The organism is Nonomuraea antimicrobica (assembly GCF_039536965.1).
Taxonomy (GTDB): Bacteria; Actinomycetota; Actinomycetes; order Streptosporangiales; family Streptosporangiaceae; genus Nonomuraea; species Nonomuraea antimicrobica.
The window spans coordinates 16,594-31,752 of record NZ_BAAAZP010000186.1; the positions used below are offsets into that span (position 1 = coordinate 16,594).

Annotated in this window: 10 protein-coding genes and 1 pseudogene; 5 read left to right on the forward strand and 6 right to left on the reverse strand. The window is 72.8% G+C overall.

Going from position 1 to position 15,159, the window contains the following annotated elements; genetic code table 11:
- Positions 1–42: 42 nt before the first annotated feature.
- On the forward strand, positions 43–2,607 hold the full coding sequence (locus ABD844_RS41950) for a hypothetical protein (protein ID WP_344891569.1): 2,565 nt from the start codon (positions 43–45) through the stop codon (positions 2,605–2,607).
- A gap of 868 nt (positions 2,608–3,475) precedes the next feature.
- Here the strand turns inward: ABD844_RS41950 and ileS are convergent.
- Positions 3,476–6,622, reverse strand: coding sequence for an isoleucine--tRNA ligase (gene ileS / locus ABD844_RS41955; RefSeq protein WP_344891572.1), 3,147 nt, complete (start codon positions 6,620–6,622; stop codon positions 3,476–3,478).
- A gap of 466 nt (positions 6,623–7,088) precedes the next feature.
- On the opposite strand from ileS, the gene ABD844_RS41960 reads away from it, so the two are divergent.
- The 3 genes from ABD844_RS41960 to ABD844_RS41970 are packed head-to-tail and all read left to right on the forward strand — an operon-like array spanning position 7,089 to position 9,008.
- Complete coding sequence (locus ABD844_RS41960; protein WP_344891575.1) at positions 7,089–7,478, forward strand: TraR/DksA family transcriptional regulator; 390 nt, start codon at positions 7,089–7,091, stop codon at positions 7,476–7,478.
- A complete protein-coding gene (lspA, locus tag ABD844_RS41965; RefSeq protein WP_344891578.1) occupies positions 7,442–8,086 on the forward strand; it encodes a signal peptidase II in 645 nt (214 codons plus the stop codon). Before ABD844_RS41960 ends, lspA begins: the two co-directional genes overlap by 37 nt.
- Positions 8,079–9,008 carry an RluA family pseudouridine synthase gene (locus ABD844_RS41970; RefSeq protein WP_344891581.1) on the forward strand — a complete coding sequence of 310 codons (930 nt, stop codon included), beginning with the start codon at positions 8,079–8,081 and terminating at the stop codon, positions 9,006–9,008. Before lspA ends, ABD844_RS41970 begins: the two co-directional genes overlap by 8 nt.
- 34 nt (positions 9,009–9,042) lie before the next feature.
- Here ABD844_RS41970 and ABD844_RS41975 read toward each other — a convergent pair whose 3' ends face one another.
- From ABD844_RS41975 to ABD844_RS41995, 5 genes are read right to left on the reverse strand one after another with little or no spacing between them, the layout of a single operon-like run.
- The gene (locus ABD844_RS41975) at positions 9,043–9,354 is read right to left on the reverse strand and encodes an AzlD domain-containing protein (RefSeq protein ID WP_344891584.1); all 312 of its coding nucleotides are present in this window, start codon (positions 9,352–9,354) and stop codon (positions 9,043–9,045) included.
- Complete coding sequence (locus ABD844_RS41980) at positions 9,351–10,013, reverse strand: AzlC family ABC transporter permease (RefSeq protein ID WP_344891587.1); 663 nt, start codon at positions 10,011–10,013, stop codon at positions 9,351–9,353. Before ABD844_RS41980 ends, ABD844_RS41975 begins: the two co-directional genes overlap by 4 nt.
- 11 nt (positions 10,014–10,024) lie before the next feature.
- Complete coding sequence (locus ABD844_RS41985; protein WP_344891590.1) at positions 10,025–10,867, reverse strand: AraC family transcriptional regulator; 843 nt, start codon at positions 10,865–10,867, stop codon at positions 10,025–10,027.
- Positions 10,864–12,531: a serine/threonine-protein kinase gene (locus ABD844_RS41990; protein WP_344891593.1), complete on the reverse strand. Its 1,668-nt coding sequence runs from the start codon at positions 12,529–12,531 to the stop codon at positions 10,864–10,866. Before ABD844_RS41990 ends, ABD844_RS41985 begins: the two co-directional genes overlap by 4 nt.
- 9 nt (positions 12,532–12,540) lie before the next feature.
- Positions 12,541–14,388: a serine/threonine-protein kinase gene (locus ABD844_RS41995; RefSeq protein ID WP_344891596.1), complete on the reverse strand. Its 1,848-nt coding sequence runs from the start codon at positions 14,386–14,388 to the stop codon at positions 12,541–12,543.
- Between the two features lie 287 nt (positions 14,389–14,675).
- Here ABD844_RS41995 and ABD844_RS42000 point away from each other — a divergent pair.
- Positions 14,676–15,159: pseudogene (locus ABD844_RS42000) on the forward strand (chorismate mutase); the annotation flags it as partial.

Sequence of the window (15,159 nt, forward strand, 5' to 3'; positions counted from 1 at the left end):
TGTCACTCGAAAGAGCCCCCTGTGATCCTTATCAGTGCTGGTTTGGTGCTCGCGGCAGTGGTGTTGCTGATCGCGGGCTTCGTACTGGCGAAGCCGTTCCTGATCATGTGGTCCATCGTGGTCAGCGTGCTGTCCGCGCTGTTCCTGGTGATCGGGGCGTTCCTGCGGCGTAACGAGCTTTTTCCCGGAGGTGGGCAGGCCGCTGCGCCGGCCACCCCCCCGAAGGGGCTCCTGCCGCCCGCTCCGCCGTACACCCAGACCGGTCCGATGGCTCACCAGCCGCCCCCGCACCCCCGGCCGCATCCGCAGCCGCCGCAGCGCTCGGCGACCGTGCCGAGCCCCGCAGCGCGTCGGCCCGCGGCGAGCGGCATCGCGGCGGACGCGATCGTGCTGGTGATCCCCGGGCGCAAGCGCTACCACGTCCCCGGCTGCAAGCAGTTGGCAGGGCGGGAGCACGAGGAGCTCACGTACGAAGAGGCACGCGAGGAGGGCTTCACGCCCTGCACGACGTGTCTGCCGGACGCCGCGCTCGGCGGACGGCAACTACCGCCTGCCGCCGACCCCGAGTCCGCCGTCACCCCAGGCCCCGCTCCTCTCGCCGAGAGCCGAGCCGAAACCTCCGCGGAGACCCGCGCCCTACGGCCGCCGGTCACCCCGCCGAAGCCCGACACGAAGGCTTCCACCCCCAGCCCGGAGCCTGCCGCCGCCCACGAGGACGGCGCCACCGGGTGGTTCGGCACTTCCCCTGCCGCTCCGGCGGGCCAGGCCAAGGGCTCCTCCGCCGCCTCCGACGCCGATTCGCCGGACGATCAGCAGGCGGAGTCAGAGACTTCATACTTCCGGCCGCCGCCTTTCGCGCGCCGCGCCGATGGCACGCCTGCTTCGGGCAGGCCCGCCTCCGATGACCCCTCCTCCGGTGCGGCCACGCCCACCGAGGCCCCCTCCCGCGACGCCAAGTCCCGTGAGGCCGTGGCCCGTGAGGTCGCCTCCCGTGGGGCCGCGTCTCGTGAGGCTGCGTCTCGTGAGGTCGCGTCCCGTGAGGCTGCGTCTCGTGAGGCTGCGCCCGGCAGGCCCTCTTCGGGCAGACCGTCCCCGTCCGACCGCACCACCGCCGACCGGCCTTCCGCCGACCGCACCGCCACCAACCGGCCCTCCGCCGACCGGCCCTCCGCCGACCGGCCCTCCGCCGACCGGCCCTCCGCCGACCGGCCTTCTTCCGACCGGCCTTCTTCCGACCGGCCCTCTTCTGAGCGGCCGTCCGCTGAGCGGGTCTCGTCCGGCAGGTCTGGTTCGGGTGAGCCCTCTTCCGACGAGAGCGTGACCTCCCCGAGCGTGGCCGGTCCGGCGAGCAAGCCCAAGACGGCGGGGGGCAAGCCCTCGCAGGCCACCGCTACCCCCGCCGCTACTTCCCCTGCCACCACCTCGTCTGCCGCCTCCTCCCGCACCTCTTCGGGCGACTCGTCCGGTGCCTCCTCCCGCACTTCTTCCGTGGGTTCCTCCGGCGCGCCTGAGCGGTCCGGCCAGTCCGGTGACAAGCCCGGACGGCCCGGGGAGCCGCCCGTGACGTCCGCGGGCGCGTCCGGGTCGGGCCGACCGGGTGCGTCCGCCGGGCAGTCAGGGCGACCGGGTGCCGGCGGCCGATCCGGTGGGCCGGGTGGCGCCGCCGGGTCGGCCGAGCGAGCGGGTGGCGCCGGGCAGATGGGCGGACGGCCCGGACTCGCAGCGAGCAGTACTCCGCCGCGTACCGGACCCGCGGGAGCTAAGACCTCGCCGCGTCCCGATGCGGAGGACGACGACTCCGGCGGGCCCGCGACGGCGCCGCAGCCGCGGGTGACCGCTTCCGGCGGGCCCGGGCGGCCTGGGCCGTCGGGTGGGGGCGCCAAGCCGTCCCAGCGTCCTTCTGGGCCCGTCGAGGAGCCGTCCTCGCCGGGGGAGACCGTGATCCTGCACGAGCGGCCCGCGTCCTCGGCCGAGTCGACCGCCAAGCCCAAGGGCCCGCTGCCCACGGGCACCCCCACAGCCGGGCGACCGGGCGACAAGCCCGGCACCAAGCCCTCCACTAGGCCGGATGTGCAGTCGGGCGGCGTCCCAGGGAAGACCGGCTCGGCCGGGTCCGGCGGGCCCTCCGGGTCGAGCGGCTCACCCGGGTCCGGGCGTCCGCCCGCCGCCGGGCCGGGGTCCAGGACGGAGGCCCCCAAGCGTGAGACGGCCACGGGCGGCGAGCAGCCCAAGGGCTCCGCTGCCAAGGCCCTACCTGCCACGGGGGAGACGCCGAAGAGTGGCGGCTCTCCGTCCGCGGGCGGCTCGGTGTCTCGGGGCGGCACGGCCGCGGCTCCGTCCAAGACGGGGGATTCCGGCGCGGAGGCTTCCGGTGGCAAGGCCGGTGAGGCATCCGCCAGTTCCAAGGGGAGCGGTGAGGGTGGCAAGGGCGAGCGTTCGGTGTCGGTGAAGGTCATCATCGGCACCCGCCGTTACCACAGCACCGCCTGCCCGTTGATCCGTGGCGCGGGTGACACCGGCGTGGAGACCATGACGCTCGCCGCAGCCGAGGCGGCCGGGCTGACGAGCTGCTCGGTCTGCCAGCACGACCGCGAGACGGTCGGCTGAGCACAGAGGCGGTCACGCACCCCCTGCACTGGCGCGGCCGGGGAGACGGTCGCTGAGGACAGAGGTGGTCGCGCGGCCCCTGCGCTGGCGCGGCCGGGGAGACGGTCGGCTGAGGACAGAGGCAATCGCGCGCCCCCTGCGTCGGTGCAGCCGGGGGGATGGTCGCTGAGGGCAGAGGCGGTCACGCACCCCCTGCACTGGCGCGGTCGGGGAGACGGTCGCTGAGGACAGAGGTGGTCGCGCGCCCCTGCGCTGGCGCGGCCCGGGGGACGGTCGCTGAGGCAAGGCCGGGGTAGCTGCCCGCGTCGACCTGGCTGCTGGATGTTCGGTTGAGCGCGGGCGGGGGTCGCCGTGCGTGCCAGTACGGCTGTGGGTCGCTCGGCTGGGGTCACGGTGGGCTGGGGTCACGGTGGGCTGGGGTCATGGCGGGCTGGGGTCACGGTGGGCAAGTGATCGCCGCTTGGGGCAGCACAATCCCGAGAGGGTTGGCTGGGTACCGGACCTTGACGGGACATGGGCAGTCGCCCGCGCCATGACGGTTGTGGGACGGTTGGCCGAGTAAAGGGTCAGACGGGGCCAGGAGAGCCCGTTTGTGCTGGTGCGGCAGGGGAACGGCCGCCGGGGTAGCTGCCTGTGTCGGCTCGGCTGCAGGATGGGCGGCTGACGACAGGGCCGGGCACGACGACAGGGCAGGGCAGGGCGAGAGGGGCCGTTGCCGTCCTGGCCGCGTTCACTTCCTCTGGTCGGTGGTGGCCGCTTGAAGGGCGGTCCTGATCTGGAGGGTGGTGGGGATGCCGTCCTCAGGGGCGCGCTCTTGCGAGTGTGCCCCTGAGGGTGGGTGCAGCCTTGTGAGGTGTTTTCTGACAGGTCAGGCGCGGCGGAGTTGGAAGGTCAGGCCCAGGTCGGCGTCCGTGTGGGACGGCAGGCCGTCGGCGGTGCCCTCCGTGAGGTCGGCCGCCAGCACCTCCTCCGCCACCACGTGGCCCTCCGCGCGGAGCGCCGTGGCCAGGTCGGGGGAGGAGGCGGTCCACCACAGGTGGATGCGGTCGGTGATCGACAGGCCCGTGGACTTGCGGGCGTCCTGGACCAGGCGGATGACCTCGCGCAGCAGGCCCGCGCGGCGCAGCTCGTCGGTCAGCTCCAGGTCGAGGGCGACCGTCTCACCGGTGCCCGTGCCGATCGCGCCGGTCTCCACCGCCCAGCCCGAGCGGGGCTGCTCGTTGACGATCACCTCGTCGGGGCCGAGCATGATCTCGCCCAGTTCGTTGGCCTCCACCATGACCGTCGAGCCCGAGCGCAGGGCACGGGCGACCCGGGTGGCGTCGGCGGCCTCGATCGCGGCGGCCACCAGCTTCGTACGGGCCCCGAACCGCTTGCCCAGCGCCCGGAAGTTGGGCTTGACCGAGTAGGACACCAGGTCGGCGCTGAAGCCCGACATGTCCTCCAGCGTCTGGACGTTCAGCTCGTCGGCCACCAGCCCGCGCAGCTCCCCGGGCAGCGACGGCCAGTCGTGCGCCCCCACCAGCGCGCGCCGCAGCGGCTGGCGGGTCTTGACGCCGGAGGAGGCGCGGGCCGAGCGGCCCAGCTCCACCAGGCGACGCACCAGGGCCATCTGGTCCGACAGCACCGGGTCGAGCAGGTCGTCGCGCACCTGCGGCCAGGTCGTCAGGTGCACCGAGGACGGATCCCGCGGCCCGCGCAGCACGTCCCAGAGGTAGTCGGTGACGAAGGGCGTGATCGGCGCCATCAGCTTGAGCACAGTGTCCAGGCACTCGTACAGGGTCGCGAACGCGTCTTCCGAGCCCTGCCAGAAGCGGCGGCGGGAGCGGCGGACGTACCAGTTGGACAGGTCGTCGAGGAAGTCGGCCAGGCGGCGGCCGGCCCGCTGGGTGTCGTATTCGTCGAGCGCCGCCGTGACCTCGGCCACCGTACGGTGCAGCTCGGCCAGCGCCCAGCGGTCGAGCAGCGAGCGCTGGGCGGCCGGGGTGGCCTCGGCGAGCCGGTCGGGCGACCAGGACTCGGCGTTGGCGTAGAGGGTGAAGAACGAGGCGGTGTTCCAGAGCGTCAGCAGGACCTTGCGGACGATCTCCTCCAGCGTGCCGTGCCCCACCCGGCGGGCCGCCCACGGCGAGCCGGAGCAGGCCATGAACCAGCGCAGGGCGTCGGCCCCGTGCTGGTCCATCAGCGGGATCGGCTCGAGGATGTTGCCCAGGTGCTTGCTCATCTTGCGGCCGTCCTCGGCCAGGATGAGGCCGAGACAGAGCACGTTCTCGTAGGAGGAGCGGCCGAAGACGAGGGTGCCGACGGCCATCAGCGAGTAGAACCAGCCGCGCGTCTGGTCGGTGGCCTCGCAGATGAACTGGGCCGGGTAGAGGCCCTCGGGCAGGCCCCGCTCGCCCCACTGGGCGAACGGCATGGAGCCCGAGTCGTACCAGGCGTCGATGACGTCGGGCACCCGGCGGGACAGGCCGCCGCAGGCCGGGCAGTCGAACGTCACGTCGTCGACGTAGGGGCGGTGCGGGTCGAGCGCGGAGATGTCGCGGCCCGCCAGCGAGCCCAGCTCCTCCAGCGAGCCGACGCACGTCACGTGGGACTCGTCGCGCTCGCACACCCACAGCGGCAGCGGCGTGCCCCAGTAGCGCGAGCGGGACAGCGACCAGTCGACGTTGTTGCGCAGCCACTCGCCGAACCGGCCCCACTTGATCGTGTCGGGATACCAGTTGGTGTCGGCGTTCTCGGCCAGCATCTGGTCCTTGACCGCGGTGGTGCGGATGTACCAGGACGGGAGCGCGTAGTAGAGCAGCGCAGTGTGGCAGCGCCAGCAGTGCGGGTAGCTGTGCTCGAAGTGGCCGCCGCGGTAGAGCAGGCCGCGCGCCCGCAGGTCGTCGGTGAGCTCCTCGTCGGCGTCCTTGAAGAACTTGCCGCCGACCATGGGCACGTCGTCGAGGAAGCGGCCGTCGGGGCCGATCGGGTTGACGACCGGCATGTCGTAGCGCTTGATGACGGCCAGGTCGTCGGCGCCGAAGGCCGGGGCCTGGTGGACCAGGCCGGTGCCGTCTTCGACGGTGACGTAGTCGCCCAGCACGATGTAGTGGGCGCCGGGGATGTCGACCAGGTCGAACGGCCGGCTGTAGGGAGTGCGCTCGAGGTCGCGGCCGGTGTAGCGGGCCACCTCGGTCACCCCCTCGCCGAGCACCGACAGCAGCGGCTCGGCCACGACGAGGACCTCGCCCTCGGCCGTGCGGGCCGCCACGTAGGTCACGTCGGGGTGCACGGCGACGGCCGTGTTGGAGACCAGCGTCCACGGCGTGGTCGTCCAGACCAGCAGCGCCGCGCCCAGCTCGGCCAGCGGGCCGGCGGTCACGGGCATGCGGACGTGGACCGACGGGCTGGAGACGGTCTCGTAGCCGCCCGGCTGGCCCAGCTCGTGGTCGGACAGCCCGGTGCCGCAGCGCGGGCAGTAGGGCGTGATCCGGAAGTCGCGGAACAGCAGCCCCTTGTCGAAGACGACCTTCAGCGACCACCACACCGACTCGATGTAGGACGGGTCCATCGTGCGGTAGGCCTGGGACAGGTCGATCCAGTAGCCCATCCGCTCGGTCATCTGCTCGAACGCGTCGACGTGCCGCAGCACCGACTCGCGGCACTTGGCGTTGAACTCGGCGATGCCGTACGTCTCGATGTCCTTCTTGCCGGACAGGCCCAGCTCGCGCTCGACGCCGACCTCGACCGGCAGGCCGTGGCAGTCCCAGCCGGCCTTGCGCGGCACGCTGAACCCGCGCATCGACTTGTAGCGCGGGAACAGGTCCTTGAACACGCGCGCCTCGACGTGGTGGACGCCCGGCAGGCCGTTGGCGGTGGGCGGCCCCTCGTAGAAGACCCAGGACGGGTTGCCGGCGTTTTGCTCCACAGAACGCTCGAAGATCTTCCCGTCCCGCCAGCGGTCGAGGACCTCGCGCTCGAGCGCGGGCAGGTCGACCTGCGCGGGAAGAGAGCGGAACGTTGGCGACGACATTTCGGGCGTGACCTCCACGCTTGAGCGGCCGATAGGGCTGTGCGTGAAGGGACGAAGCCTCGCGGCCCCGCGGTACCACCCCTCTTGACCCCGCGCGCGGCGAGGCCCTCTTCATTGGCTGCGGCCGGTTCTAATGAGCCCATAAGGGCCGTTCTTCCGGCGGCTCCGGGGTGATATCCCTCACAGTCGGGGCCCCATCAACGCCTTGCAGACACAAACCATAACGCAGAGTGGAGGCGAAGGCTTCCAGGTTTCCCAGGGCGGAACCCGACTCTCGACACCGATCGGTACGCAAGTCGTAAACCGCGCAAAGTTGTGGGAATGGACGCCCCTGAGGAGGAGTTGAATGCGCGGGGCGGGATAGTACGGGAGAGGTAAACCGTCCGGCGGGTCGTTTGCCGTTCCGTTATCCGGATCCTAAGCTGCCCGCACCATTTCACGGCCTTGATCAGCAATGGAGGCAGCCATGGCGGCAGTCACGCAGACCGCTACACCGACGATGTGGTCGGCAGAAGAGCTGGCCGAGGTACGCGGCAGGCTCCAGAAGGAGATCGACGAGCTCGAGGCCGACATCCTCCGCCACGAGACCGAGATAGCCTCTGGAGACGTCACCCAGGGAGCCGGCGACGACCAGGCGGACGCCGGCGCCAAGACGTACGAGCGCGAACGCGAGATCGCCCTTACCCTGAATGCGCGCGATCTGGTCGCGCAGAACGAACGTGCGATCGCCAGGATCGACGCAGGGACCTATGGAGTGTGCGAATCGTGCCACAAGCCGATCGGCAAGGAACGCCTCCAGGCGTTCCCGAGGGCGACGCTGTGCGTGACCTGCAAGCAGAAGGAGGAGCGCCGGTAGCGGGCGGCCCGGGGGAGGGTGGCACGGCGGGCAGGGCCCGCCGTCGCCTGATCACCATCCTCATCGCGCTGGCGGCCGTGATCTACGCGGCCGACCTCGCCACCAAGACGGTGGTGCTGCGCACTCTGGAAGGCGAGGCGCCGCTGGTGGTCATCCCCGGCGTCCTGCAGTTCCGGGTCATCTTCAACTCCGGTGCCGCGTTCAGCATCGGCACCGGAATGACCTTCGTCTTCACCTGCATCGCGGCCGGCGTGGTCGTGGCGATCGTGCGCACCGCCCGCAAACTGGGCAGCCTCTCCTGGGCGATCACGCTCGGGCTGCTGCTGGGCGGGGCGGTCGGCAACCTCACCGACCGGCTGCTGCGCTACCCCTCGGGCATCGGGCGCTCCACGCAGCTCCAGGGGCACGTCGTCGACTTCATCGAGGTGCTCCCGGGGAACTTCCCCGTCATCGACTACTTCCCCGTCTTCAACATCGCCGACTCGGCGATCGTCTGCGGCGGCATCCTGGCGGTCATCCTGGCCTGGCGCAACGTACAGCTCGACGGCTCCAAGGAGGAGCCGCGCACGCAGGGGCACAAGGAGAAGGAGGTGGCCGGCGATGACTGAGCAGCGCAGCCTGCCCGTGCCCGACGGCCTGGAGGGCGAGCGGCTCGACGCCGCGCTCTCGCGCCTGTTCGGCTTCTCCCGCACCCGCGCCGCCGAGCTGATCACGGCGGGCGAGGTGCTCGTCGACGGGCGGCAGCCCGCCAAGTCCGACCGGGTGCAGGCGGGCGCCTGGCTCGACGTGACCATGCCGGCGCCGGTCAGCGCGCCCATGCCGATCGCCGAGCCGGTGCCGGGCATGTCCGTCGTCTACGAGGACGACGACATCATCGTGATCAACAAGCCCATCGGGGTGGCCGCCCACCCGACCGTCGGCTGGACGGGCCCCACCGTGATCGGCGGCCTGCTCGGGGCCGGGCACACCATCGCCACCAGCGGCGCCGCCGAGCGCCAGGGCATCGTGCACCGGCTCGACGCCAACACCACGGGCACCATGGTCGTGGCCAAGAGCGAGCACGCGTACTCGCATCTCAAGCGGGCCTTCAAGGAACGCACGGTCGACAAGCGCTACCACGCGCTCGTGCAGGGGCATCCCGACCCGTTCAGGGGCACGGTCGACGCACCCATCGACCGGCACCCGGCGGGCGACGGCCGCTTCGCCGTGGTGGCAGGGGGCAAGCCGTCGGTGACGCACTACGACACGGTGGAGGCGTTCCGTGCCGCGTCGCTGCTGGACATCAAGCTGGAGACCGGGCGTACGCACCAGATCAGGGTACACATGGCGGCGCTGCGCCATCCGTGCGTCGGCGACCTGCAGTACGGCGCCGACCCCACGCTCGCGTCCCGCCTCGGCGTCACCCGGCAGTGGCTGCACGCGGTGGCGCTCGGCTTCGAGCACCCCTCGACGGGCGAGTGGGTGTCGTTCGGCACCGACTACCCGCAGGACCTGCAGAAGGCCCTCGACATCGTGCGCGACGAGTCCTGAGGGCCTCTGGGCGATCCCGCACTGGCCGGGCGCGCTAGCCCAGCGCCATCCGGGCGAGTGCCGTGACGACCGCCGCGGCCGCCAGGACGACCAGGAACGGCGCGCGCAGCAGCAGCGCCACCACCGCGGCGCCGAGCCCCGCCGCGCGGGCCGGGTCGAAGCGCAGCCCGCCCTCCGCCGTGAACATCTGCACCGCGATCAGCGCCGCCAGCAGCGCCACCGGCACGAGTTCGGCGAACCTGCGCACCGCCGGGTGGTCCAGCACCGCCCGGGGGGCGGCCAGCCCGGCCAGCTTGAGCGCGTAGCAGCCCGCGCAGACGGCGGCGATCGCCCACCACAACGTCATCGCACCATCACCACCAGGACGGCCACGGCCGACATCAGCACCGGCACGCCCGGCGGGAAGAACGGGGTGGCGCACAGCGCGATCGCCGCCGCGGCCACGGCCAGCCCGCGCAGTTCGGCGCTCTCCGCCAGCCGGGGCCACAGGATGGCCAGGAACGCGACCGGGCCCACCACGTCCAGGCCCAGCACGCCGGGGTCGCCCAGGAACGAGGTGCCGTACGCGCCGGCCAGCGTGGTCAGGTTCCAGGTGAGGTAGAGGCTGGCGAACGTGGTCACGAAGGCCGTACGCGCGGCCTCCTGGGTCGGCTGGGCCAGCGCGACGGCCGTGGTCTCGTCGATGACGCCCTGGGCGGCCAGGAGCCTGCGCGGGCCGCGTACCCGGAGGAGGTCGGCCAGGCGCAGGCCGTACAGGGTGTTGCGGCCGCCCAGCAGCAGCGCGCTCAGGGCGGCGGCCAGCAGGTCGCCGCCCGCCCCCACCGCGCCGGTCAGCGCGAACTGTGAGGCGCCCGTGAACGCCAGCAGGCTCAGCACGCACGCCTGCGGCACGGACAGTCCCGCGGTGACGGCCGCGGCGCCGAAGGCGAGCCCGGACAGCCCCACGGCCAGGCCCACGCCCAGTCCGTCCCGCACGGCGGCGGAACGGTGAGTTGTCGGTTCCATGCCAAGGGAGGCTAGGTGCCGGGTGGGTAGCCGGTCTTGTACGTTCCTGCGGCCTTTTGGTAGGCGGCGGGAGGGACGCCCATGATGCGCTTGAAGTGGCGGTTGAGGTGGGCCTGGTCGGTGAAGCCCACCTCCGCGGCCACGAGCGCCGGGCGCACGCCGGCCAGCAGGAGGTGACGGGCCTGGCGTACCCGGAGGGAGGTCAGGTAGGCGTGCGGCGGCATCCCCGTCGCCTCCTTGAACGCCCGCAGCAGCGCGAACGGCCGTGCCCCCACGGTCTCCGCCAGGTCGTCCAGCGTCGGCGGATCGACCAGGCTCGCGTGCAGCACGTCGAGCGCCTCGCGCACCGCCCGCCTGCCCTCGGCGGGCAGCACCGCGGGCGGCCTGGGGGCGGCGTGGCGGGTCAGCAGCCGGGCGAACAGCGTCCGGCTCAACGTCGAGGCGGCCAGCGCGTCACCGCGTTCCGCGGCCTCGTGCGCGCGCCCGAGCAGCGCCGCCACCTGGTCGTCGCGCGCCACCTGGCGCGGGAAGTGCGGCGTCCCGGCGGGCGCGCCCAGTTCCTCGGCGACGGCGGCCAGCGCGTGGACCGACGGGTAGAGCATCCGGTACGCCCACCCGCCCGGCACCCCGGCCTGCCCCGTGTGCACCGAGTCGGGGTTGACCAGCACCAGCTCGCCCGCGCCCGCCCGGTGCAGCGTGCCCCGGTAGTCGAACTCCTCCACGCCCGCGACGATGAGGCCGATGGCGTAGCCGTCGTGCGCGTGCCGGGAGAAGCGGTGGGTGACGTAGCGGGCCTTGAGCAGGTCGGTCTCCGGCACCGCCGGGTGCCGCCAGAACCGCGCCTGCTCCTTCATCGTGCTCTGAACGTCTTGGCGAACGTCTCGAAGTAGCGACGGTCCTTGGTCCAGCGGGAGTTCGGGGTCTCCCAGTAGAGGGCGTACGGCCGGCCGTCGGAGGTGTGGAAGCCCCGGTTGACCACGTGGATGGTGACGCCCTCGCGCACCCTGGTGAACTCCCAGTCGGCGGCCGGGCGGCCCTGGTAGTCGAGGGCGGTGATGCCGATGCGCCGGTAGCCCTGGAACTCGCCCTTGCGCTTGATCTCCGCCTCCAGCGCGGTCCAGTGCCGTACGGGGTCGGACCAGGGCAGGTCGGGCACCGTCCACTCCACGATCATCGCGCCGGAGGTGCCGGGGCCGGTGAAGGAGACGCTGTCGCGGGTGGCGTGCTTCTTCGCCGTCCAGCCGTCGGGCATGGCGATCTGGAAGCTGCCCGCCGCGTTCGTGTAGGGCCGCCAGCCGTCGGGGACGGATGCGGTGGGATCGTCTTCATGGGTCACCGACGGGTCCGCGGACGGCTTCTCGTCCGGATCCTGGGCCGGGGCGCTCGGGTCGCCCGCCGGGTCCTGGACGGGGTCGGTGGTGGCCTGCCCGATCGGGGTGGGGTCGGTGACGGTCGGCGCGGTGCTCCAGCGGTCGGACAGCAGCACGACACCCGTGCCCAGCAGCGCCACGGCGATCACGGCCGCGGGCACCCAGATCCCCCACGCCCTCCCGCGCCGGCCCCGCCCTTCGGGGAGCGTGGGGGACGGCCCGCCCGTCTCCGTCGTCCCTCCTCCGGCGAGCCCGCCATCGGTCAAGGGCGCGGGGGTGGGTGCGTGGCCGGGCGCGGCGGAGGGAAGCGAGGGCTGAGAGAGGGGCGGGGCGGGAAAGGCGGAGGGAGGTGCGGAGGCGATCTCGTACAGGAGCCGGGCCGCCTCCTCCGCCCCCATCCGCGTGGCCGGGTCGCGGCGCAGCAGGCCCATGACGACCGGCCGCAGCGACCCGGCCCGCGCCGGCGGCGCCGGCTCGTCGCGCAGCACCGCCGCCACGGTCGCCGCCCAGGAGTCGCGCCTGAACGGCGGCTCGCCCTCGACGGCCGCATACAGGGTCGCCCCCAGCGACCACAGGTCGGACTCGGGCCGGGCCGGCTCGCCGTTGAGGCGCTCTGGCGGCATGTACGCGGGCGTGCCCACCAGGCCGCCGGTCGCCGTCAGTCCCGCCTCGGTCTCCATCGAGGCGATGCCGAAGTCGGTCAGCACCACCCGGCCGTCGTCGGCCAGCAGCACGTTCTCCGGTTTGACGTCACGGTGCAGCACCCCGGTCGCGTGCGCGGCCCGCAGCGCGTCGAGCACCCGGCCGCCGATCACCGCGACCTGCTGGGGTCGCAGCGGCCCGTCCGCGCCGATCACCTGCGCCAGCGAGCGTGACCGGACGAGCTGCATCACGATCCAGGGCCGGCCGTCCTCCTCGACGACGTCGTGGATGACCACGACCGAGGGATGGTCGAGGCGGCCCGCCGCCCTGGCCTCCCTGATGGTCCTGCGGTTGAGCTCGGCCCGCTTGGCGTCGCCCACCCCGGTGTAGCGGACCTCCTTGATCGCCACTGTGCGGTCGAGCAACTCGTCGTACGCTCGCCACACGACGCCCATGCCGCCCTCACCGAGCGGTTCGAGCAGACGGTAGCGATTGCCGACGTGCACGGGCGCAGCCTACTTGGCGGGTTCGAACGTCGCGCAGAACCCCAGGAAGAAGTCGTAGTCCGCCTTCCAGTGGCTGTTGAGCGTGTGCCAGTAGATGGCGTACGCCCGCCCGTTGTACGTGACGAACCCCCTGTTGCGGACCCGCGTCTTCCCCGTGTTGGTGTTCCAGGTGAAGTCCCAGTCGGCGGCGGCCTTCATGTAGGCGGGCGGGTCCTCGACCTTCTCGATCCCGAGCTTGTCGTAGCCGCCGAAGTTGTTCTTGAGCGACGGCTCCTGCTTCTTCCAGTCCTTGTACGGGTCCGTGCCCGGCTCGGCCGCCTCCTCGATCATGACGTACGCGTTGGAGGCCGCGCCCGGTCCCTTGAACTTGACCTGCCGGCCGCTGCGCGTCCACACGTCCCAGCCCTTGGGCAGGCCGATGGAGAAGCCCATCTTCTTGTCCTTGTACATCTTCCACCCGGCGGGCAGCGGGTCCTTCGTCTCCTTGGGCGTCGCGCTCGGTGACGGCGACGCGGTCTCCGAGGGAGAGGCGGAGGGAGACGCGGAGGGCGGGGGAGACGGAGGGGACGCGCTCGCCGAGCCCGCCGGAGTCGAGGCGGTGACGGCGGCCGTGGTGGGGCCGCCGGTCGCGCGTGGCTCCTCGTCGGGGGCCGAGCTGAGGCCGAGGTAGCCGCCCACCCCGGCCACCAGCACGACGGCGACGGCCGCCGCGAGGATCATGCCCGCCCGTCGCGGTTCTGGCCGGTCCGCGCTGATGGTGGACTCCCCGGAGCCGCCCGGGGGAGAGGGCGGCGTCGGCTTGACGGTCTGCGCCTGCGAGATGCGCGCGCCGGTCTCGGGCAGGGCCGCCGGTACGGGCTTGGGCAGGGCGAGGTCGGGGTCGGTGGGGGTGTCGTCCTCGACGGGGGCGTACGGGCGTCTGGCCTTGGCCGGGCCAGGCCGTTTCGGCTTCGCGGGCGGGGTGGCGGGACGGGGGGCGGGCGCCGGCACGTGGAGCTCCTGCGCGGGGAACTGCGCCGTGGGCGGCGGGCTCGCCTGCGCGATGGTTTCGCGCAGCAGCCGCTGCGCCTCCTCGAACGTCAGCCGCTGCACCGGCTCCTTGACCAGCAGCCCCTGGATCACGTCGGTGAGCGGGCCCGCGTGCGGCGCGGGGTCGGGCTCGTCGGTGAGGACGGCGTGCATGGTGGCCAGCGCCATCCCGCGCTCGTGCGGGGAGCGGCCCTCCACGGCCGTGTACAGGGTGGCGCCGAGGGACCACAGGTCGGACTCGCGCCGCGCGGGCAGGCCCTTGAGCCGCTCGGGCGCGATGAACGCGGGCGTGCCCGCCAGGCCCGTGACCGTGAGCTGCGTCTCGGTCTCCAGGGTGGCGATGCCGAAGTCGGTGAGCACGACCCGGCCGTCGTCGGCCAGGAGCACGTTCTCGGGTTTGACGTCGCGGTGCAGCACCCCCGCCTCGTGGGCGCGGTGCAGCGCGTCCAGGACGGCCAGGCCGATCTCGGCCACCCGCTTGGGCGGCAGCGGCCCGTCCTGCTTGATCACCGCGCCCAGCGACCGTGACGGGACGAGCTGCATGACGATCCAGGGCCGTTCGTCCTCCTCGATCACGTCGTGCACGACGATCACGTTGGGGTGCTCGAACCGCGCGGCCGCCCTCGCCTCGCGCATGGTGCGCCGGTTGAGCAGCTGCACCTCCTCGCCCAGGGCGGCGGCGTATCTGACCTCCTTGACCGCCACCGTGCGGTCGAGCAGTTCGTCGTGGGCGCGCCAGACGATGCCCATGCCGCCCCTGCCGATGGGCTCCTGCAGGTGGTACCGGCCGGCGATGCGGCGTCCGTCCTGCTTACGATCCGACGTCAACGGCCTCAAACCCCTCCTCTAGGCCAAGAAATACTCCCATAGCGGGGGATCAACGGCGACTCGCCTGAAGGTCAGTCCGCCCTGTACAACCTGCCGACCAGCAGGTCGGGACGGGGTGTAGGGTTCAGATATGACTTGTCGTCGCTACGCGTTTACCGAGCCGGCTCCGGGAGAGCCGGTCGTCGGGTAGCGACCGCCTGGAGTCGGCACGAGGCAGAGACCACCGTCTCTGCCTTTTTGGTTTTCCGCCGGCTCCAGAGGGCCGGCCCTGGAGTCGAGGAGCCGGAATGTCATCGACCTTGGAACGTCAGGCCGTCGCGGTGGGCGGCCTGCTCGTGGGCGAGGGGCCCGCCGTGGTGATCGGCGGGCGCGTCAGCCTGCGGGCCCGGCGCGGGGCGGCCGACCCGTACGCCGCGCTGCGGGAGGGGGTCACGCTGGTGGAGCCGGCCACGGCGGCCGACCTGCCGGCGATCGCCGAGCTGGCGGGGGCCGTGGTGGTGGGGGCGTCGTGGACGCGTGACATCCCCCTGGTGCGGGCGGCGTCCGGGCTCGGGCTGCCGGTCGTGGTGGAGCGGCGGCCGTCGGCCCCCGTGGAGGAGTGGCTGGGCCTGGCCGACTACTGCGCGACGGAGGGCGACGGGCGGGTCATCCTCTGCGAGGGCGGGCGTCCTGACCTGGGGGTGGTGCGGGCGGCGCGGGCCGCGGGCGGGCGTCCCGTGCTGGTGGACGTCTCGGGCGACGCCGGGCTGTCGGCCGCCGCGGTCGCGGCCG